Origin of the sequence: Pseudoflavonifractor sp. An184, assembly GCF_002160305.1 — a bacterium.
In the GTDB taxonomy this organism is placed as follows: Bacteria; Bacillota; Clostridia; order Oscillospirales; family Oscillospiraceae; genus Lawsonibacter; species Lawsonibacter pullicola.
In genome coordinates this window covers 32,422-51,971 of record NZ_NFKI01000007.1, presented here as the reverse complement: position 1 = coordinate 51,971, position 19,550 = coordinate 32,422, and the positions used below count along the sequence as shown (strand labels likewise).

Below are 19,550 nucleotides of genomic sequence, written 5' to 3'. Positions count from 1 at the left end.
AGGCGGGGGAGCTGCGCCATCCGGCACAGCTCCCCCGCTCTTTTCTTCGGTGGAGATCTCCTATATTACGTCCGTAGCCGGAAGGTCCGGGGCGCGAACTTATAGACCAGGATGCTGGCCACGATGGAGTACGCCACACAGAAGGCGATGCACATCGCGCCGAACATCAGGATGGGCATACGGACGTTGATCATGGCGTAGCACACCACATAGGTGAGGACCATCACGATGCGGTAGGTCCCGCTCTTCATCTCCGTGCCGGCCGTGTAGGGCTGCAGCAGGTAGTAGACGGTCAGGTAGTGGATGGAGAAGAAGGCGCTCATGGCGAGGATGGTGACCACCAGCACCACATAATTGAGGGGGTTGTCCGTCCCGCCGGAGACATAGAGGATCAGCGCCAGGCCGCACCCGATCACCAGCGCCGGCACGGCGTTGACCTTAATGATCTCCCGCAGCCGGATGCGAAACAGCCTGAGCACGAACCCCGGGCGCTTGTAGAAGGAGTAGGTCAGAAGGCTGTGGTCGCAGTTCATGAACAGGGCCTGGGTAAAGCCGGTGCCCCGGTTGATGAGATACATGATGAAGGCAAAGTACGGCAGCCACGTCATGACCATCTTATTGATGTCCGCCTTGGTTCCGGGCTGGATCACCATGAGCAGCACCGCGCCGCAGCAGAGAAACAGGCAGACATAGGCGATGCGCAGGGCGGATTTCCACAAAATCTTCCGGTGCCGTTTGACGAACAGGTCGTTGAGGAACTCAAAGCCCTTCTTTCGGCTGGTGATGGACGTGTCGGCGGAGATGTTCTTCTCATTGGCCGTCTTGACCGCCGCTCTGGCCTTGTCCATCTGGCCCGGGATCTGGGCCAGCAGCTCCTGGTTCATCTCCCGGTAGTAGCGGAAGCTCACCACCCGCCGAAGGCTCAGGAGCCCCAGGGGGATCCAGACCAGGAACAGCGCCGCGGAGGCCCAGAGGGGCAGGACGAAGCCCACGGCGGGCGGCACATAGGCCAGGGCCAACAGGAGCGCCGTCAGCAGCCAGGCTATCTTCTGGAGGTTATTCTCATTGCGGACATAGCCGTGCATCTCATAGTCCCGCAGGGAGTCGGCGGCCACCGCCACCTTCGCGCCGGCGATGCAGACAGGGATCAGCAGGCACAGCCACAGCGGCACGCCCCGGTCCAGGCCAAAGAGGATGGTGAAAGGCAGGAACCCAACCACGACCTTCCCCAGCGCGTAGCCGTAGTTAGACAGGGTGTAGGACCGGGCGTTCATCCGCAGAAGGATCATGGCGTAGTACTTGTCCCGGGTGGGGTTGAAGAGGTTGGTGTTCATATACGAGCCGATCAGCGTCAGGAACAGCAGGATGTGCAGGAACCCGAGGCCCGCCGGCGTCCGCTCGTAGAGGAGCCCCACGCCGCAGACCATGGTGAGGAAGTAGAGGAACTTCCCCAGGAAGATGGACACGATCTCCCACAGCACCGAGAGGACGTTGGCGAAGATCTTCAGCCCCCGCACTTGATAAAGCCGGTCGGGCAGCACCCGTTTCAAAAGGGGGATCTGCTTGAGGGAGTGCAGGATGCCGTTGACCCGGTATGTATTTTTCAGGGCGAATGAGATGCGCAGTGTTTTAAGCATAGCTCTCCTCTTTCAGCGCCGCGATGATCTTCTCCTTGAAGGCGTGGTCGTCCAGGTTGGACTTCTCCACCACCTCCAGCTCCCCGTGGCTGAGCAGCACGATCTCGTCGCACAGATCCAGGGCCAGGTCCAGGATGTGGGTGGAGAAAATGGTGATCCGCCCGTCCTTCAGGGACCGGAGCAGGTTCTTCATCTCCTCGGCCACCACCACGTCCAGGCTGGTCAGCGGTTCGTCCAGGAGCAGGATGTTGGGCTGGGCGATGATGTTGACCAGCATCTGCATCTTGTTCTTCATGCCATGGGAGTAGTCCTTCAGGAGCTTGTCCCGGTCCTCCGGGGCGATGCTCATTTCCTCAAAATACTCGTCCAGGGGCCTGGGGTCCCGGATGGAGTCAGAATTGATGTCCACAAAGAACTTGAGGAACTCCCGGCCGGTGAGGAACTCCGGCACCGTGGGCGTGGAGAGGACATACCCAATGTCCTCCGCCGCCACCTCCCGGCGCACGCCGTTTTCTTCTATGTAAAAGCTGCCGCTGTCGGCCTTGATGTCCCGGTTCAGGCAGTTGAAGAGCGTCGTCTTACCGGCGCCGTTTCGGCCTAACAGGCCGTAGATCCTCCCCTCCTCAAAGGTAAAGTCGATGTCTTTCAGCACCTCTTTCTGCTCAAAGCGCTTGGACAGGTGCTCAATGATAAATTTCATGGGTTACTCCTTGCAGTCGATTTTCTCCCAGCGGCCTCTCACTGGATGCGAAAGCCGTTGGAGGTCTTCTGGAACACATACGCCAGCATGGCGTCGTGGTCGGGGAACGCCACCGGCTCAAACCCCTCCTCCGGATGGAAGGACACCACTTGGTCCGTCCAGTTGATCCAGAGCAGCTGGGGCGCCTGGGCGCCCGCGTCATCATCCATACTCGTCCCTCTCCTTATCCTCTCTCGGTCCCAATTCCGCTTTCCGATTTTACTCTACATGGGCACACTGCTGACCAGGCCCTCGATCTCCTGCCGCAGTCCGGCCCGCTCCCGCTCTGCCTGGTCCGTCATCTGCCCCAGGCGGTCCAGAACGGCGCAGATCTGCGCCCGGGTGTCCTCCACCTGGGCCTGGGCCTGATTGATCCGGTCCAGCACCGCCCAGTCGGCGAAGATACCGTCGAACACATAGTCGGCAAAGCGGAGGAAGCCGTCGATATTGACCTGGAAATCGGCGCTGATGGTCACGTCGGCCAGCTCTGTCCGGAAGGCGCGCAGCTGCGACTGCAGGTACTCCACCGCCGCCTGTGCCTCATCCAGCTTGCTGTGCTTGGCCAGGTCGGCGATGAGCCCACCGCCGATCAGGTCCCAGGTGCCCCAGCCCTCCGCGCTGCTCAGGCTCTCCAGGATCTCATCGGCCGTCGCCAGGGCGCTCTGCCCGGCGGCGGACGCCTCCCCCAGCTCACGCTCCTGGCTCTCTAAGTAGGCCTCGCGCTCCTCCATGCGGAGGATCTGTTCCGCGGCCGCGCCGCCGGCGGCCTTGACCGCCTGGGTCTTTTCCCGGAGCAGCGCGGCGTACCGCTCCTCGCAGCCGTCCAGGGTGCCCAGTTCCGCCTGGCACCGGGCCAGATCCTCCTCCGCACCGGCCAGCTCCCGGGCCGCCGCGTCATACCGCACCCGGGCGGCGTAGGCCTCCTGCCGCTCCCGCGTCAGCTTTTCGTCCATCTTCCCTACCACGTTGTAGAAGAAGGCGGCCAGGCTCCGGCCCTCCAGCCGGTCCACATCCGCCTGCTCCTCCCGCATGGCCTCTTTCAGCTCCTCCGCCCTGGCGGCGTAGGTATCCCGCTGGCGCCGCAGCTCCGCGGCCGAGGCCTCCAGTTTCTTCTTGCGGGCGCACTGGGCGAGCAGCTCCTTCAGCTGCTGGTCATAGCCGTTCATCTCGTTTCGCTCCTTTCCCTTCCCAAGGCATCAATTCTCTCTGCAAAAGAGGGCTTCACCCAGCTGTGAAGCCCTCAGCCGCCGCCGGATCGGGATGGGAGCCCAACCCTTCAGGCGGATCTCTTTAAGGTCACCTGGACGCCCAGTGTCTGGGCGTAAGCGGGATTTTTTCGGAGGTTCTCCATCAGGCGGATCGCCAGGAGTCTCGTTTTTGGATCCATCGCCGTCACCTCGCTGCGCAAACTTCACAGGAGCATCTGCTCTCTCTGCTTACCCGTATTCTACCATCCCGCACCAGCGGCTTCCAGCATCGGTTTGGCAAATTAGGCCCCTCTATTTCCACTGCCGCGGCAAAATACCCGGTTCAATCCCGCTCCGCACGCCGGCGCTCATATTCCTCATACCGTTCAGCATCAATGGCGCCGGTGGCCAGCATCCGCTCCGACCACAGCTGCAGCGTCTCGACCGCGATGGAGATGCGCTCCAGCTCCTCCCGGATGCGGATGAAGTCCTCCAGCTCGTCGTCGCTGATGACGCCGTCGGCGGTGATCTCAATCAGCCGGTCCTTGCGCCGGTTCATGGAGTTGAGGGAGGCCAGCATTTCCAGGACGATCTGGGAGAGGTCCTTGATCTTCACCTCCGGCACATACTCCTGCCCGATGGGGCACTGATTGGCGCAGTAGTAGTTGCAAAGGCCCGGCTGCTTGTACTTCTCCGCCATGGTCAGCACCTCGTCCGGGTGGGGCAGGGACCGCTCGTTCTCGATCTTCTCGATGCGCTCGGGCGGAATGGACTCCAGCAGCTCGCCGGCGGCCTCCCGGGTCAGGTGCATGGCCTCCCGGGTGGTCTGATAGATGTTCTTATTCTCTCTCGTGGATGCTCTCCCCATGGCCGAAACCTCACAAACACAAAATCTAAGTGCCATTATAGGTGGTTCCGGCCGGAAAAGCAATTCCCATTTCTCACCGTCCCTTTTCAAGATAAGTAGTGATGGCCCAAACTCCGTCGGTTTCACCAAACAGCAAGCATCCCCTTTGGGCAGGCAGGACTATCATTCAGAACTGGATGGTGGTCCTATTGCTATATACTACAGTGATAACAATATGGTATGATTAAAGAGAAAATTTTTTTCAAAAAAATGTGTGAGATTCGAGTTCAAAAGTTGTGTATATAGGTGAAAAGGCAAATAAGGAAGCGAGGTGAAAACCGATGGATGATGCACAGATCGTCCAATTATACTGGGATAGAGACGAGCAGGCCATTCGTGCCACAGCTGACAAGTACGGGAACTACTGCACTTCGATCGCTATGAACATACTGGGCAATCAGGAGGATGCTGAAGAATGTGTCAACGACACCTACTTAAACGCATGGAACGCCATGCCGCCTCACAGGCCAAGCATTCTGTCCACATTCCTTGGAAAAATTACAAGAAACCTGTCGTTTAACAGGTATAAACACAATACCTCCGACAAACGGGGCGGTGGAGAAATGCCTGCGGTTCTGAAGGAACTTTCTGACTTGGTATCTGGCAGGGATGATGTGGAACAGGCATTTGACCAAAAGGAACTCACGAAAGCCATTGATACATTTTTGGATCGTCTATCACCAAAGAAAAGAAGCATTTTTATCAGCCGATATTGGTACACCGACAGCATTTCAGAAATTGCCGTCCGGCACAATATGAATGATGGAGCTGTATCAATGACTCTTAACCGCATCCGCCTAAAACTACACAACTACCTTTTAGAAAGGGGCTTTGAACTATGACGAATGAAAAACTGTATGAAGTCCTCGGTGACATCAATGAGAATCATATCAACGAGGCAAGGGCATATTACAAAGCAAAGAAGCCCGGCTGGGTAAAGTGGGGAGCTATTGCGGCTTGTTTGTGCTTGATGGTACCATTAACCGCATTTGCTATTGATACAATTCAATATAATGCGGCAGTCGATTATCTGAATTCCCTCGGTATTCCTGTTGAAGATTTGGGCGACTACTCCCACAAAGAAATAAAAGAAGCAGTAAAAACCATCGATGCTGGAGAAAGTAGTCCATTAACCGAAGAAATCCTTAACCTATTGCCAGGTAACGAAGAGCAGATTGACGTGCCGACACAAGTAACATCTGAACAGATAAGAGAATTAGAGCCAGCTATGACAAGAGAAGAAGTCCTTTCCCTTTTGGGCAATACACAAGATATTGGTTCTGGCATCTATATTTATGTTTATGAAGTAGACGGAGAATATTTGTTGCACATTCCATTTGCAAGTGATGGTGCTCAGTTAGGTGTTACAGGCGAAGATTTATTAAAGGCATTGACCCCTATTTCTGGGGATATAGGTTCTAATGGAACCATTGAATTTAATGGACAGTCATTTAGCAAATCTGACTTGACCGAAGAAACTCTTGAATGGCTTGAATGGTATAATTCCTTGTCGCCAGAAGAACAACTTGCTGTTAGTTCAATCCCTGCCGACCTATATACCGATGACGGTGCAGGAACACTTGATTCAAACGCAGAAGAATAACTTTGTTTCCCCACAAGGGCAGCCGAGAAAATCGACTGTCCTTTTTCTATGCCGACAGACAGAGAGAAATTTTAATAAGCTGTCGGGATTTCCGTCAATTTGACGGGAATTTTCAATTTTCTTTGAAATCACTACTTTCCTTAAAAAGGGAGTTCTCACCTGCCCATCACTCTGAAGCGCCGAGGGCCTTGCGGGCCCTGGACACCCACGCCGTTACATGATTTGCCGGCACGCCGAACATCTCCCCGATCTCCCGGTTGGTGTACCCGTCCATCAGCATCCGGATGGCCTGGAACCCCTTGGCTGTCACGCCGGCGGCCCCGGCCTCCGCCCGCTCCAGGCGCACCAGGAGCGCCGAGCAGGCTTCCCGCTGCTCCGGGGTATCATCGTCCAGCACCGTGCAGGGCAGCTCGGCAGGATCGGTGGCGACCTCCCGCCCCCGGCGGGTGGCGCGCTCCAGTTCGGTATAGATTTCATTGCGGATGAGCCGGTAGGCGTAGGTGGAAAAGGCCACTGTGTGCCCCGGTTTATCCGTCTGGGCCGCCTTGCAAAGCCCCAGGCAGCCGATCTGGAACAGGTCGTCGTAGTCGAACATGCTCCCGGCGCCCAGGGTATGGACGCAGTCCTGGATCACCTTGCCCACCAGTCCCATGTTCTCTTCTACCTTCATCCGCTGCTCCTTCGTAAGCGGCGACAGCATATCATGCACCTCCTGCTACCTCTTTCAATTTGTTTTGCTGCTCCAGCCGCTCCTGGAGCAGTTTCCGGCTCTCGTCAATGACCACCTGGCAGTAGTACTCGCCCAAATGCCCGATATGGGCGTGGGCCATGGGCGCCTGTACGGTCATGGCCAGCCACTGGTAGGCGTCCCGCTTGCTCATGAGTCCGGACTGATACAGTTTGTTGAACTCCTGATGCGCGGCATAGCGCAGCTGCCGCAGCTTCGGCCCGGCCAGGCTCCCCATGGGCTCCAAGGTACCCGGGTGCGCCATCACATAGGAATCGCATACCGGGTACCGGGAGCAGACATAGGCCATCGCACCCGGCCGGTGCGTCCTGCAAAGGCCCTCCGCGCTTCGAAGCACCGCGGGGCTGCCGCAGTGGCAGCGCAGGCGTCCGGCGCCGGGCAGCACCCCTGTCCGGCTGCGTCTTGATCTCTTGCTCACCTTGTATCCCACCTTTCCGAAAGAGATCTTCCATAGTTCCTACTCGCACCGGCTTTGTCACAGCCGGCTGAAAAACAAAAAAGGCCGGAAGCCCGCTGAAAAAAGACAATGCAGAGCCAGGCGCTGGAGTATTGGTGTCGCATCCAGCCATTGACTCTGCACTGTATTTCAGCGGCCTTCCGGCCACATATTTTATCAACAAGACCTGCGCTTTGTGGGGCCGCGGGACAGCGGCTCCGTCACGATTCCCCGCCTGCACCGGCAGGTCTGACGCCAAGGCGCCCCGGCGTATCGAGAGCCTGCGCGCAGTATCTTGCTACAATGAAATTATAACAGGATGCCGGCAAATAGTCAATGAAAAAACGCAGTTTTGGCGCGATTTCCGCCACTTTTTTGCCCATCTCAGTTTGGGAGATTTTATCTCAGTCTGAGGCGGTTTTTGCCGGTCAATACTGTTCCTCATCCTCCTCCGCCCACTCGTCGTAGTCGGCCTGCTGGCGGCGCCGCTTGGCCAAGTAGAGGGCCACGAGGCCGCCGATCCCGCAGGCGAGGCCGATGAAAAACACCACCATAGGAGCGATGGGGACGCCGGCAGGCTCTCCGGCGGGGACCTGCTCCTGCGGCTGCTGTACCTGTCCGGAAGGCTGCTGGGCTGAGCTGTCCGGCTGCTGCTGGGTATCGGGGACCTGCTCTGCGGGCGGGTCAGGGATGGGGACGGTGGAGTTGATGCAGCTGAGGGTGTAGGTGGTGCTGCCGCCCAGATCCATGGTCAGCACACCCGTCTCGTCCACTACGATGGGGGCCGGGAAGACGCCGGCGTCGGTGTGCAGCTCAAACTCCACGCCAGCCCAGCGCGTGCCCAGCTGAAGGACCAGCTGGTCGGGCTGCTGGGTGATCTTCGGCTCGGTGCCGTCCGTATCCGCGAAGGCCGTGGTGCAAAGGCACATGGCCAGGCACAGGGCGGTCAGGAGGGTCACCCGGAGCCGTCTCTGGATCGTCATGGTCCGCTCCCCTCCCCTCAGCGCGTGGTGGACATGTGGGTGATGACGCCCCAGATCCGGTTGTTCTCGTGGTTGATGCCCAGGATCCGCACCGTCGCTCTGGCGCCTCGGGGCGGCCGGCCGCGCTTGGGATAGGTACACAGGCAGTCGATGCCGCCGTCCAGGGACACGAACACACCGTTGAGATCGACCATGCTGACGGTGCCCACATAGCGGTTGCCCACCACATACTTCTTCAGCGCCTTCTCATAGGGGTTCTCCATTGCCTGCTTCACCGAGGCGGTCACCCTTGGACGGCCGCGGTCGCTGCGGTCCACCTCCAGCACCCGCACCAGCACGCGCTGGCCGGGCTGATAGTGCTGCGCGGCGTCCACCCAGCGCTGGTAGGACAGTTCCCGGAGGGGGATATAGCACTCCGCGCCGAACAGGTCCACAAAGATGCCCGCCCGGATGACGGAGATGACCCGTGCCTCGGCGCGGATGCCCTCATAGATCTGGTAGTTGCCGTCCCGGTCGGTACGGAAGTAGTACTCCCTGCGCTTGAGCGCCATGGCCTCCAGCCGGCTGGCCGCCACCACGTTGTGTTCCTGGTCGATGCCCTTGACGATGTAATCCACCTCCGCGCCCAGCCGCTTGTTGAGCAGGTAGTGGAGCACGTCGCCCTTGGGCTGGCCGCGGTAGTCCTCCGGCTCCTCGATGGCCTCCAGCACCGGGATGATGACCTTGAAGTCGCCGTGGTAGATGACTGCATAGGACATCTCCGGGTTATCCGCCAGCCGCTCCACGCCCTGGATCGCACCGGTGAGGATCTTCTTGCTCTTGAGGGACTCCACCAGGTCCAGCAGGTCGTTGCGCAGCCGGTCCGTATCCGTCTCCACCGTCCGCTCAGCGTCGATGGATACCACCCGCTGACGGCGCCTGCCCGGCATGCGGAGTTTCTGGGGCTGACCGGATTCGGATTGCTCCTCCTCCGCGGGCACATCCTCTCCCCCGTCCTGCGCCTCCTGCACCTCTGCCGCCTTCTTCCGGGAGGTGCGCCGGCGCCGGGGCGGGGCAGGCGGCTCGGCGTCCCCTTCAGCCGCAGCGTCCCCTTCAGACTGAGGCGAGGCTTTGTCGTCCGGTTCTGTTTCCGGCTCAGTCTGGGAACCGAGATCGGCCGTGGGATCAAATGCCTGGCCATCGCCGGGTTCTTCAGCCGGTTCCAGGTCAGTCTGGGAACCGGCATTCGAGTCGGCGGATTCCATGTCAGTCTGGGATGAAAAGGTTTCTTGGCCAGACTCAGACTGGCTATCCGGGTCCCATTCCGGGTCAGTCTGGGGCGCAGCTGCCTGGCCATCGGGATCGTCGCCCGATTCCAGGTCGGTCTGGGGCGCGTCGGGATCCAAGCTCTTGGCAGCCGCCAGCTCCAGGTCCGTCACACCGGCATTGGCCACCTCGCCGGGGGGCGTATCCTGCTCAGTCTGGGGGACGGGATCAGACTCAGTCCCGGTGGTTTCCTGCTCCGCATCGGGAGCCTGTTCCTCAATCTCTTTCTTGGTTCTTGCCATGGTATGGGTTCCTCCTTTGGTTGATGATGTGGGTTATGGGGGCGGACAATTAAAAATCCGCCGGCGGCCGGGAGCTCTCGTAGAGCGTCTTGGGCCGTTTGGCGGGCTTTGCGGGGAGTTCCGAGGGCTGACCGCCGGATGACGGCGTCTTGGGGACGGGCGCCTTCGGCTTTGCCTGTGGCGGTTTCGCTTTAACGGGCGGCTTTGCGGCGGCGGCAGGCGCCGGTCCGGGCGGTTTGTCCATATCGGGTTCAGCAGGCATGGACTGAGCCGGTGGCTCCGGCGGCTGAGCCGGCGCCGGGTCGGTTTGGTAGCGCTGGATACTGGTGCGCTCGCACTCTTTGGCATAGGGATGCTCGGTGAAGTCGAACTTCTTGGCCCGGAGCACCTTCTGGCCGCGCAGGATGATCAGCAGCTCATCGTTGGGGAGCCGGAGCACCTCGTCCGGGGTCAGCACCCGCCGCCGGCCGATCCCCTCCGTGTAGCGGTACTGGGGGATGACCTGCGCCAGGGCGAGGCTCTGCCGTGTGGTCATGGTGGAGTTGACCTCCACCGTCATGTCCCCGCTGCGGGCGCTGAAGTACTCCGCGGTCACGTCATCCGTGGCGCCCAGCATGATCTGGGTGTCGGCGTTGCCCAGCAGCTCCGCCCACAGGTTATTGGGGTAGCGGTTTTGCAGCTGGGGAAGGCTTTGCGAACACATGATGACCTGGAGCGCTCTCGACCTGATGGTGGACAGCCGTCTGCCGAAATCCTTGATGGTGCCGATGTTGTTCATCTCGTCCAGGATGATGTTGACCGGCACCTTGCAGCGCTGTTCCGGAGTGCTGTCGGCGTAGCGCACGAGCTTGATGAACAGGAAGGCGAAGAACAGGGCCGACAGGAACTCCAGGGAGGCGTTCTGATCATCCAGGATAATGTAATAAGCGCACTTGCTCCAGCCCGGCTCAGACAGGTCGATGTCGGAGCTGCGGGTGATCCGCCGCACGGCCTCGCTCTGGAGCACCTGGAGTCTGGTGCCAAGGCCCAGGACGATGCCTGCGCGTACGGTATCGCTGGCCTGGCTGAACAGGCTGTACGGCCCCTTGGCCGGATGGCCGATGGGCAGCCGGTCAAAGAGCATGGTGAGTTCCTTCTCCGTGTGCTGGGTGAGCATCTGATAGACGGCGGCCAGGTTCCGCTCCTCCGGCGTGCGGGTGCTGTCCAGGTCCACATATAGGATCAGGCTCTTGAGCAGATTGCTCTCGCCGTTGTCCCAGAAGTGGTCGCCTTTCTCATCGCCCTTCGTGTTGGAGATGATCACGTCGGTGAGGATCTGGGCCATGAGTGTGTCGCCGCCCAGGTCGAACATGCAGTTCCAGGAGTCGCTGAACTCCGGCTGCAGGAGGTTATAGACCCGCACCTTATAGCCGTGCTTCTTGAACAGCTCCGCCGTGTCGGCGAACATCTCCGACTTTGGATCTGCGACCACCACCGACTCGCCGCGCCGGATGCTCTGGAACAGGGCAGGACGGATGACGCCCCTGGACTTCATGGTGCCGCTGGCGCCGAAGACAGCGATGTGCTTATTGAGCCGGGTGTCCTCCGGCAGACAGATGACGGAGCCGCGCTCCGTCTTGCCCAGGATGATCCCCTTTGCACGCTCCGGACCGGCCACCTCCAGCACGGAGCGCATCTCCTTCTCGCTCATCCAGCCGGATGTGCCGTAGGTGCCCCGCTTGCTGCGGGTAAAATTGCGGGGGTCGTAGTCGTTGCTCCCAAATCGGTTTTGGAGCCGGACGAATGCGAACAGGCCGCCTGCCAGCACCGCCGTGAAGAGGGTGCATTTCAGGCCGCTCCCCGTCATGGCGCTGCGCCAGCACGCAAGGGGCGAGAAATAGATGGCGCCCATGGTGGCCTTGCCGGTCATGCCGCCATCGGCCAGCCACTTCTGGTAGCCAATGGTGAGCTGGCTGATGAGGCCGCCCAAATAGAGCAGCGCCGCCACACCCAGGATCACGGCGAGGACGATCCCCGCTGCGCGCACAGACTTACTTTTCATCGCATCAACTCCCTTCGTCTGCCCCCTCCCCTGCTCCGAGTCCGAGGGCATCTTCCAAATCCGGCAAGCCGATCTCCCGCAGCTGCGCCCGGCCGCCTATGTACCTGTCCACAAACTGACTCTGCCAGGGGTAGCACAGGATCTCATACGGCGCGTCGCTGTGCTCCAGCGCCTGCCGCACCCGCACCAGTCGGGCAATGTCGCCGTCCAGGTGGGAGAGGATCAGGGTGTTCCCATCCTGTGCGTCATACTCCATCACGCCGGGCATCTTCACACGCATCCGCTCCGGGAATACCGCGGCAAGCACCTGCTCATGCCAGTCTGGGAGCGTCAGGAGGCGCAGGAGGCGGGTGCCCTGCTCGGTCATGGGGATGAAATGCACATGGGGATAGATCCGGTCAAAGCGCAGCTCCATGCGCCGGCTCTTGTCGGACTCCAGCAGGGTCTGCAGCGCCAGGTCCATATGTTCCCCCAGCAGGATGGCATGGTCTGCCCGGGCGGGGCCCGCATTCATGCGGGCCAGCTCCTCCAGATGCCGGGCGGTCTTGAACTCGCCCATCCCGCTCCACTTCATCACGGCGTCCCTTGTGTTGTAGACGGCGTAACAGTACCCCGGGCTGAAGATGGCGCCGGTGAGGCGGGTGAAGATGGTCTTGTTCATCTCGGTATTGTCCAGCTGCTTGACCGATTTTGCCGGGTAAAAGCAGGCATATGCCGGCACGACCTGCCGGATTGCCTGTTTCTGCAGGGGCGGCAGCAGGAAGGGGCGTGTTTCTACTCCGGCCCCCATACAGATTGCCACCGATTCCGCGACCCGATGATTTCGCTCCACATGGCTTGCACTCCCGGAGAAGCGGTGACCGCCGGTGGCGGCAAGATACCAGCTGAGGGCTGCCGGGTGCAGGGCCTGCAGGAGCGGCAGGGCGCTCCTATACAGCCGGATCGTCCGCCTGTTCCCCCTCCCGCTGGTGGTGAGCATTTTGCAAGCGCCGAGGTCTGCCCCGGCGGGGGTGCGGAAGTGCTGCACCACCTCCAGCCTTCTGACCAACTCCTCCAGCGTCCGAATACTCCCCAGCAGATGCAGGGAGCGATGTGGGTATTCCCCGCAGATGGCCAGCAGGAGCAGCAGGCGCCAGACGTGGCTGCCGGGCCGGAGCGTGATCATTCGGACTGCCCGGGGTCATCGGGATTTAAGGCATGGCTGTTGCTCTCTTTGCCGCAAATCGGCTCCCGGTCGCGCTTGGGAACCCCTGTCTTTTCGGGGATCTTGCGCCGTTTCGGATTTACGTGTGCCTGCGGCCTGGAAACGGGCCTCAAATCCCGTATCTTTTCAGGCCCATATTTCGCTCGTAACATACAGGGTATCCTCCTTCAGATCGTCCGCCTGCTCCGCCGCCAGCCACTCGGGAAACCGGCTGGCGGGCACCACATACGCCTCTGTGCAGTCCACCTCCCCGGCCGCGCTGCAGTAGTAATGGGCGCATCGCCGGGGGGCGTCATCCGGCAGCAGGTAGAGTGTGATGATGTCGGTCACCATGTTGACCTCAATGTTGTCATGGTCGCGGTAGGCCCGCTCCGGCCTGCCGCGCTGATACACATGCCGGTAAGCCAGCACGCAGCTGCGGTAGCGCGCCGGCGGCTTGCCGTCGAAGTAGCGTCGCAGGGCGGGATAGAGATACTGCTGGATATAGATAGGCGATCCCGTTCCCTTCTTTGGAAGGAGCGCGGGGATCTTCAGCAGAAACCATCCCCGCCTGGCGTAGCCCATCTCAATAGGCACGGTGTCCAGCAGCATCTGCTCCGTCAATTCCGCTGCCTTCGGGTGCCCGGTATAGGCCGGAAGCACCCGTGCGAGCAGTGCCAGCTTCTCCACCTCCGCGGAGAAGGCAAAGGCAGAACCGAACGCGCCCGCCATATCCTCCCGTTCCAGCAGGCGCCGAGTGCGGGCAAGCTCTACAGCGGCACGCTCCATCCGGCGCTCGGCCCCGGCCAAAGCCCGCCCAAAGTCAGACTGCGCCATCCCGGCCTCCCTCGCTCTCTGTGTAAAAGCACACATCGGGCACCTCCTGACCGTTGTAGTCCACCGTGGCAAACAGGCACGGGACACTCGGCAGCACCAGCTCCTGCGCCATCCGGATATGAGGCAGGACAAAAATGTACCGCAAATCCTCCTGCGGCTGGAGCAGGCGGGCCAGATGCTGCTCCCCGTCGTAGAGGACAACGATCTCATAGCCGATGTCCTCTTTGAGGAAGAAGATCTGGGACGGATAAGTGGCCGGATAGTGGGCCATGGGCTCCACCTTGTCGATGAACTGCAAAAGCACCCACACCGCGAGGATCATGCGCGGGTCCGGCTGACACATGGGGTCAACTCCCAGATAGTACCCGCCGGAAATGTCATAGAGCAACACGTCACGCTTCAGCCCCCGGATGATCTTCTCCGCCGTCTGGGGCGGCTTGTCCTTCAGCATGCGGACTACCTGCGTCTTGGTCAGCGCGCCATACTCCGTCAGCCAATGGATAATGTACTGTTCCTCCTGCAGCAGCATGGGCCAATCACCCCCTTCCCCTTGTGTGCATAATCTCCAGGAATGCGTAATCTGCTCCTTATGCGTATTTCCTCATGGCGCAGCGCCAGAGCCTGTGGGAGGTGGTCCAGCAGAAGTCCGACGAGTTTGGCGTCCAGTTTCACGCCGGCGAGGCTGGAGAGGTAATCGCAGGTACGCCGAATGCTCCACGGCCGCTTATAGGGGCGGGGCGAAAGCAGGGCGTCAAAGACATCGGCGACCGCGACCAGCTTCGCATGGGGATGGATCTCATTCCCGCGCAGGCCCAGATAGCCGCTGCCGTCCAGACGCTCATGGTGCTGGAGCGCCACGGCGGATGCGGTGCGCATGGCGCCGTGGGTATGGATCAGGATATGGGCGCCGATGGCAGTGTGCATGCGCATGATCGCATGCTCCTCTTCAGTCAGCGGCCCGGTCTTGCCGAGGATGGCGGGCGGGATGGCCGTCTTGCCGATGTCGTGGACAAGGGCGGACTGGATAACTGTCCTCACCTCGGAGTCCGGTAAGCCGGCCAGCTTGGCCAGCAGTTCGGATAGTGCCGCCGTGCGGCGGCAGTGGGCCTGTTCTTCTCGGCTAAGGGGTTTGATGTACGTCATCTCTCTGTTCCTCCAGGATATAATGATTTTTGGCCCTCATCTGTTGCGATGTAAATGCTGATCCGTCCCATATCATTCCCAGCGCATCCAGCCGGTCAATTTGTTCCTGAGTAATGTGTGAGCCTTTTATTGTCCCTTTGCGAGCACACCTCATTCGCTGTATAAAATATCCCAGCTTACAGCCGGTATCCGGATCAATATAATTAGTTGGGACTAAAATGTGTCCATATTTCTGGCGAAATCTAACTAATTCACCGTAGTATTCATCAAAGGATTTGGGTGATGGACTGATTTGCCATTCCATACCAAGTGCATCCAACTGTGCGATTTGCTCCTCGGTAAGATGAAGGGATTGGTCTTTTCCCTTTTTGTAAGCGCGGGCACGTGAAATGAAAGCCCCTAATTTACAACCGCTCTCTGGATCGACATAGTGCTGTGGCACCGTGATGTGTCCTTCTTTTCTGTAAAAACGGAGTAGTGGTTCATAGTACCAGTCAAAGTTTTTGAATATTCGTTTCGGTTGCTCCCATTCCATTCCAATTTCATCCAACATTTTAATTTGCGCCGTGGTAAGGCTGCCGCGTTCTGCGCCTTTTCGTATCCGACGGAGCCGGTAGATATAGGCGCCAATTTTGTGTCCTGTCGGACTTACATAACTTTTGGGAATAAGGAGGTGACCTTCATGCTCGTAGTAATCCTTCAGATCCGGGTAAATATCGTCAAAGGTATTTCGGTGGATAAACCTGGTTTTCTGATAGTTCTCCCAACCCGGTAAAGCGTTCAATACCTCTTCCCTATCTGCCGATAGTCTGCCCTGCCTAAGTGCTTGCACCTGGTACAGAAGCCATCTTCCAAGTTGGAGCCCATGATATATGGTTCTCCCACTTGGATACCTTCCATATTCCTGAATATAACTCTCCAGCAACTTCAATGCAGAATTCCATCTGTTTTTCAAAGTGAACAGATGGTCAAACTTATCCAACACCAGTTGAAACTCGGCAGCATTACCGCACACAGAGAAAGGAATCTCCAGTGTTTTTCCGCCCTTACTTGTCTTATCAAAATGCGGGTTTAGAAACCTGAAGTCGGGGCCATCCAGTGCTACGGCGGCATAATTGTTGACAAGGTCAAAAATAATGGGTGTGGTATCGGCTCCAGGCGTGGATGCCAAACATCGTCCGATCTGCTGTAGGTACACCGTTGGACTTTCTGTTGGACGGAGCATGACGATCCCATCAACGTCCTTGATGTGTAGCCCTTCGTTGAGCATATCAACGCAGAACAGCAGTCGGAATGCGTCCGTCTCGGTATCATTGAGAAAGGCTGCCAGTTCCTGATCCGCACTTTTGTTATCTGAGCGGCAGGAATAGCAGCGGGTATTGCCAACAGGAGCGAGCCATTGGATCATGGCAGATTGCGCATCTGTCAAACTATCCAGGTTCCTGCAGAACACAATCATTTTGGCATGGTTGCTTGGGAGATAAGTGCGCAGGATCTCCTCTACACCCGCTGCCGAGGTCATATTACGGCGCAGTTCCCGCAGGATGCTTTTACCTTTTTCGCGGTCCTGTGTGGAGATAGAGTATGTGTCAAGTTCCCTTTCCTTGGCGCGGATTTTTTCCCCTATCAGAATATCGCCGAGTATATAATGCGGCACAGGAAGAATCCCGTCTTCCATGGCCTGCTGGATGGAATAATAATTGGCGACACAGTGACCAAATAGTTCCTCCGCCATATCCCGGACACCTCGTTTGTCCAAATAGCGGATGGGGGTAGCAGTAAATCCAATTAGTTTTGCGGAATCATACTGTCGTACCAGCGTCTGCACAACTGTCCCCCATTCATCCGCTCCGCAGCGGTGGAATTCGTCCAGAATGATGTAGTCAGGCGCTAATGCGCGTTTCTCTTCACTGGATAGAAAACAGAGCCGCTGATAGGTCATCAAAATCGTGTCTTTCAGAATCGTTGTATTACCAACATGCCGTCGTAGTTGTCGGAAAATATAGTTTGACGGTGCGAGATAAAGAAATCGTGCATGAGGATTTTCCTCAATCAAAGCAAGAGCGACAAAACTCTTTCCTGTCCCAGTTGGCTGAATCACAGCAGTCCTGGGGGAGTATTGTAAGGCCATCTTCAGATTCTCAAATGCCACCTGGTTATGTGGATAAAGTTGAATTGCCGGCATGGCTTTCCCCCTCTCCTGAATCTTCACACTGGATATTCTCTTGTTCCGCGACACTGGCCACCGCCTTCAGCTCGTTGAGCATGGCCTCCAGCTCGGCGCGGTCAGTGGTGATCATCTGCTGCTCCTCCCTGGACGCCTTGATGATGACCGGCACTTTGTTGCTGTTGCTGGAGATCAGGGCCTCGCCGCGCTCGAACTGGGTGATGCTGCGGATTTCGGTGCGGGTGAGCTTCAGGACATCCTTGACGTATTCCGCCTCGTCTGGCTCCAGGTTCAGAATGATCTTCGTCTTTGAGTTATTGAGGATGGACCTCCCGTAGCGGCCATCCTCCAGCCCAAAGAAATCGGACAGGTCCTGTGTCGCTGCAACAGCACCTCCGCCGTACCCTCGGATAATTTTGAAAACCTCCAGGCAAAACTCCGCCGCCTGCCTGTTTGCCGAGCCACCAATCAGTTTCCAGATCTCGTCGATGAATACCATCTTCTTCTTTGTTCGGTCGGCCTTCACCTGGTCCCACACATAGTCCAGCGCGATCATCATGCCAACGGGGAGCATCTTGCCCTTCAGCTCGGAGATGTCCAGGACAACATAGCGGTTACTCAGATTGATGTTCGATTGGCGGTTAAAGCTCTGGGCGCTGCCGGTGACGAACCGGCTGACGATGGTGGCAAGGCGGGCAGTCAGCGGGCTCTCCTTGAGAACTTCATAGAGGTCGCCCAGAATGGGCATGGTCTTGACCTTTCCGCTGCCGGGATCCTCATAGATGGAACTGTTGTCGTGGGTGATGCCGAAGTTGGCGTAGGTTTTTACCAACGCCTCGTCCAGCAACTGCTCCTCTTCATTGGACATATCCGGAATCAGGAGGGAGAAGAAGATCATTAGCTGCTGGATCTTTTTCGCCAGCATGGAGTCGATATCGCTGTAATCCAGCTCGTCGATCAGCTCCATCTCCGGTGTGAGGGTGGGCCGGATCTCCATGACGTTGATGCAGGCGCTTGAGCCGGGTGCCAGTTTGATATAAGTGCCGCCGATTTTATGGCAGGCTCGCTTGAACTCATGGCCCTTGAGGGGCGCCAGGATGTAACACTGGACGCCGCGCATTCTTAATCGTAATGCCATCACTTGCATAGTAAAGGTCTTGCCGGCGCCAGAGGTGCCGCAGATGGTAAAATTGGCGTTCTTATTGACCTTGGTGTTGAAAGGGTCAACGATGCACAGGGAGTTGTTGTGCCGGTTGAGGCCCAGCAGGATACCGTTGTCGTCCGAGAGCTCAAAGCTCGTGAACATATAGGTGGATGCAGCCCCGGACGTGAGCACGTTGCGCTTGGACTTGCGCTCCAGGCTGGGGTCGAGGTAGAGAAACGGCATGGTGGAGCGAAGCGCCGCCTCCTGCTGAAACAGGCAGTCCCCCACCTGGATGTCCATGGACTTCATCAGGTCGGTCATCTGCTGCTTGCGCCACTGGAGCTCGTCGAGGGTGGGGGCGGACACTGTAATGAGCACCGTCATATAGAACAGGTCCTCATTCCGGCTGGACAGGCCCTGCTTGATGTAGTAGCCTGCCTGGATGGAGCCGGCAAGCTCCTCATAGTCCGTGGATGTGTCCTGCAGCTCCCGCAGCTTGGTGCGGTTGAGCCGGATGCGCTGGGCCACCCGGTCAATGGTCTTGCCGCGGATCTCCCGGCGCAGGTGCAGATCCACATCGACGCCTTCGCCTGCATTGATCAGGGAGGACATCCAGCCGCCCCGCACCTGCTGCGGGAATCCGCTCTTGCGGATGTAGAGGTAGGTGTAGTACATACCGTCCATGACGATATAGCCCGGATGGCTCAGATCGAGGCCTCGGGGCGCCACGAAATTGACGGCCCGGATCTTTGGCACGGGATCCACGCCTACCACCCGCTTCTTTGTCGTCATGGCATCCACCACCACGCGGTTGAGCCGGCTCTGAAAGGGGTCTTCCACGCAGGAGCGGCGGTTGAAGTACATATAGAGGATCTCCGCCACAAAGGCGTCTTCATCCTTGGGCTGCACGATACTGTTGCCGCACTGGGCGAAGTAGGTCCTGGCGTTCTGGGTCACCGTCTGAAGGGCGGCGTAGACCTCCCCGTAGTCGGTGTCTGACTGCCGGCGCACCGCCTCATACTGAAAGATCAGGAAAAACCGGCGGGTCAGGGCCTCCCGGCTCCCCTCCTCCTGGATGAAACGGATGGTGCCCTCGCCCAGTTCCCGGCAGGCGGGAACATCTTCCTTTTCAATGTCCGCCTCCAGGCCGGCCACATAGCGGTCTGAGTCGGCCTTGCGGGTGACGGATTTGAACTGCAGGCGCATGGGCGAAATCTTGAGCCAGCTGGCAAAGGTGGAGATGATGCC

Annotated in this window: 18 protein-coding genes; 2 read left to right on the top strand and 16 right to left on the bottom strand. The window is 58.7% G+C overall.

The annotated features are described in order from the left end of the window. Positions 1-65: 65 nt before the first annotated feature. From B5F19_RS04305 to B5F19_RS04290, 5 genes are all read right to left on the bottom strand, one after another. The gene (locus tag B5F19_RS04305; protein ID WP_087288353.1) at positions 66-1,637 is read right to left on the bottom strand and encodes a hypothetical protein; all 1,572 of its coding nucleotides are present in this window, start codon (positions 1,635-1,637) and stop codon (positions 66-68) included. Continuing rightward, entirely contained in the window at positions 1,630-2,337 is a 708-nt protein-coding gene (locus tag B5F19_RS04300; protein ID WP_087288351.1) for an ABC transporter ATP-binding protein, read from the bottom strand. Before B5F19_RS04300 ends, B5F19_RS04305 begins: the two co-directional genes overlap by 8 nt. Positions 2,338-2,375: 38 nt before the next feature. After that, positions 2,376-2,546, bottom strand: a complete 171-nt coding sequence (locus B5F19_RS17410) for a hypothetical protein (RefSeq protein ID WP_162612513.1) — start codon at positions 2,544-2,546, stop codon at positions 2,376-2,378. A gap of 54 nt (positions 2,547-2,600) precedes the next feature. Then, positions 2,601-3,542 (bottom strand): hypothetical protein, encoded by a 942-nt coding sequence (locus tag B5F19_RS04295; RefSeq protein WP_087288349.1) that lies wholly within the window; start codon positions 3,540-3,542, stop codon positions 2,601-2,603. A gap of 364 nt (positions 3,543-3,906) precedes the next feature. Continuing rightward, on the bottom strand, positions 3,907-4,431 hold the full coding sequence (locus B5F19_RS04290; RefSeq protein WP_006573797.1) for a hypothetical protein: 525 nt from the start codon (positions 4,429-4,431) through the stop codon (positions 3,907-3,909). 320 nt (positions 4,432-4,751) lie between these two features. On the opposite strand from B5F19_RS04290, the gene B5F19_RS04285 reads away from it, so the two are divergent. Together B5F19_RS04285 and B5F19_RS04280 are read left to right on the top strand one after the other, a co-directional pair. After that, positions 4,752-5,312, top strand: a complete 561-nt coding sequence (locus tag B5F19_RS04285) for a sigma-70 family RNA polymerase sigma factor (RefSeq protein ID WP_087288348.1) — start codon at positions 4,752-4,754, stop codon at positions 5,310-5,312. Further along, positions 5,309-6,073 carry a hypothetical protein gene (locus tag B5F19_RS04280; RefSeq protein WP_087288346.1) on the top strand — a complete coding sequence of 255 codons (765 nt, stop codon included), beginning with the start codon at positions 5,309-5,311 and terminating at the stop codon, positions 6,071-6,073. Before B5F19_RS04285 ends, B5F19_RS04280 begins: the two co-directional genes overlap by 4 nt. A 166-nt stretch (positions 6,074-6,239) precedes the next feature. Here B5F19_RS04280 and B5F19_RS04275 read toward each other — a convergent pair whose 3' ends face one another. From B5F19_RS04275 to B5F19_RS04225, 11 genes are all read right to left on the bottom strand, one after another. Beyond that, entirely contained in the window at positions 6,240-6,773 is a 534-nt protein-coding gene (locus B5F19_RS04275; RefSeq protein ID WP_087288344.1) for a sigma-70 family RNA polymerase sigma factor, read from the bottom strand. Position 6,774: 1 nt separating this feature from the next. Next, complete coding sequence (locus B5F19_RS04270) at positions 6,775-7,239, bottom strand: zinc-finger-containing protein (protein WP_162612512.1); 465 nt, start codon at positions 7,237-7,239, stop codon at positions 6,775-6,777. Positions 7,240-7,685: 446 nt separating this feature from the next. Next, on the bottom strand, positions 7,686-8,240 hold the full coding sequence (locus B5F19_RS04265) for a hypothetical protein (RefSeq protein ID WP_087288340.1): 555 nt from the start codon (positions 8,238-8,240) through the stop codon (positions 7,686-7,688). Between the two features lie 17 nt (positions 8,241-8,257). Continuing rightward, the gene (locus B5F19_RS04260) at positions 8,258-9,787 is read right to left on the bottom strand and encodes a S1 RNA-binding domain-containing protein (protein WP_087288339.1); all 1,530 of its coding nucleotides are present in this window, start codon (positions 9,785-9,787) and stop codon (positions 8,258-8,260) included. Between the two features lie 49 nt (positions 9,788-9,836). Beyond that, positions 9,837-11,828: a type IV secretory system conjugative DNA transfer family protein gene (locus tag B5F19_RS04255; RefSeq protein WP_242972692.1), complete on the bottom strand. Its 1,992-nt coding sequence runs from the start codon at positions 11,826-11,828 to the stop codon at positions 9,837-9,839. A 4-nt stretch (positions 11,829-11,832) separates the two neighbouring features. After that, positions 11,833-12,993, bottom strand: a complete 1,161-nt coding sequence (locus B5F19_RS04250) for a hypothetical protein (RefSeq protein WP_087288336.1) — start codon at positions 12,991-12,993, stop codon at positions 11,833-11,835. Between the two features lie 165 nt (positions 12,994-13,158). Next, the gene (locus B5F19_RS04245) at positions 13,159-13,848 is read right to left on the bottom strand and encodes a DUF6100 family protein (protein ID WP_087288333.1); all 690 of its coding nucleotides are present in this window, start codon (positions 13,846-13,848) and stop codon (positions 13,159-13,161) included. Further along, positions 13,835-14,377, bottom strand: a complete 543-nt coding sequence (locus B5F19_RS04240; protein WP_087288330.1) for a DUF5697 family protein — start codon at positions 14,375-14,377, stop codon at positions 13,835-13,837. The genes B5F19_RS04245 and B5F19_RS04240 overlap by 14 nt, the downstream gene beginning before the upstream one ends. Then, the gene (locus B5F19_RS04235) at positions 14,338-14,991 is read right to left on the bottom strand and encodes an HD-GYP domain-containing protein (RefSeq protein WP_087288328.1); all 654 of its coding nucleotides are present in this window, start codon (positions 14,989-14,991) and stop codon (positions 14,338-14,340) included. The genes B5F19_RS04240 and B5F19_RS04235 overlap by 40 nt, the downstream gene beginning before the upstream one ends. Next, positions 14,969-17,203: a Helicase associated domain protein gene (locus B5F19_RS04230; protein ID WP_140394153.1), complete on the bottom strand. Its 2,235-nt coding sequence runs from the start codon at positions 17,201-17,203 to the stop codon at positions 14,969-14,971. The genes B5F19_RS04235 and B5F19_RS04230 overlap by 23 nt, the downstream gene beginning before the upstream one ends. Next, complete coding sequence (locus B5F19_RS04225) at positions 17,148-19,508, bottom strand: hypothetical protein (RefSeq protein WP_343219412.1); 2,361 nt, start codon at positions 19,506-19,508, stop codon at positions 17,148-17,150. The genes B5F19_RS04230 and B5F19_RS04225 overlap by 56 nt, the downstream gene beginning before the upstream one ends. Positions 19,509-19,550: the final 42 nt, after the last annotated feature.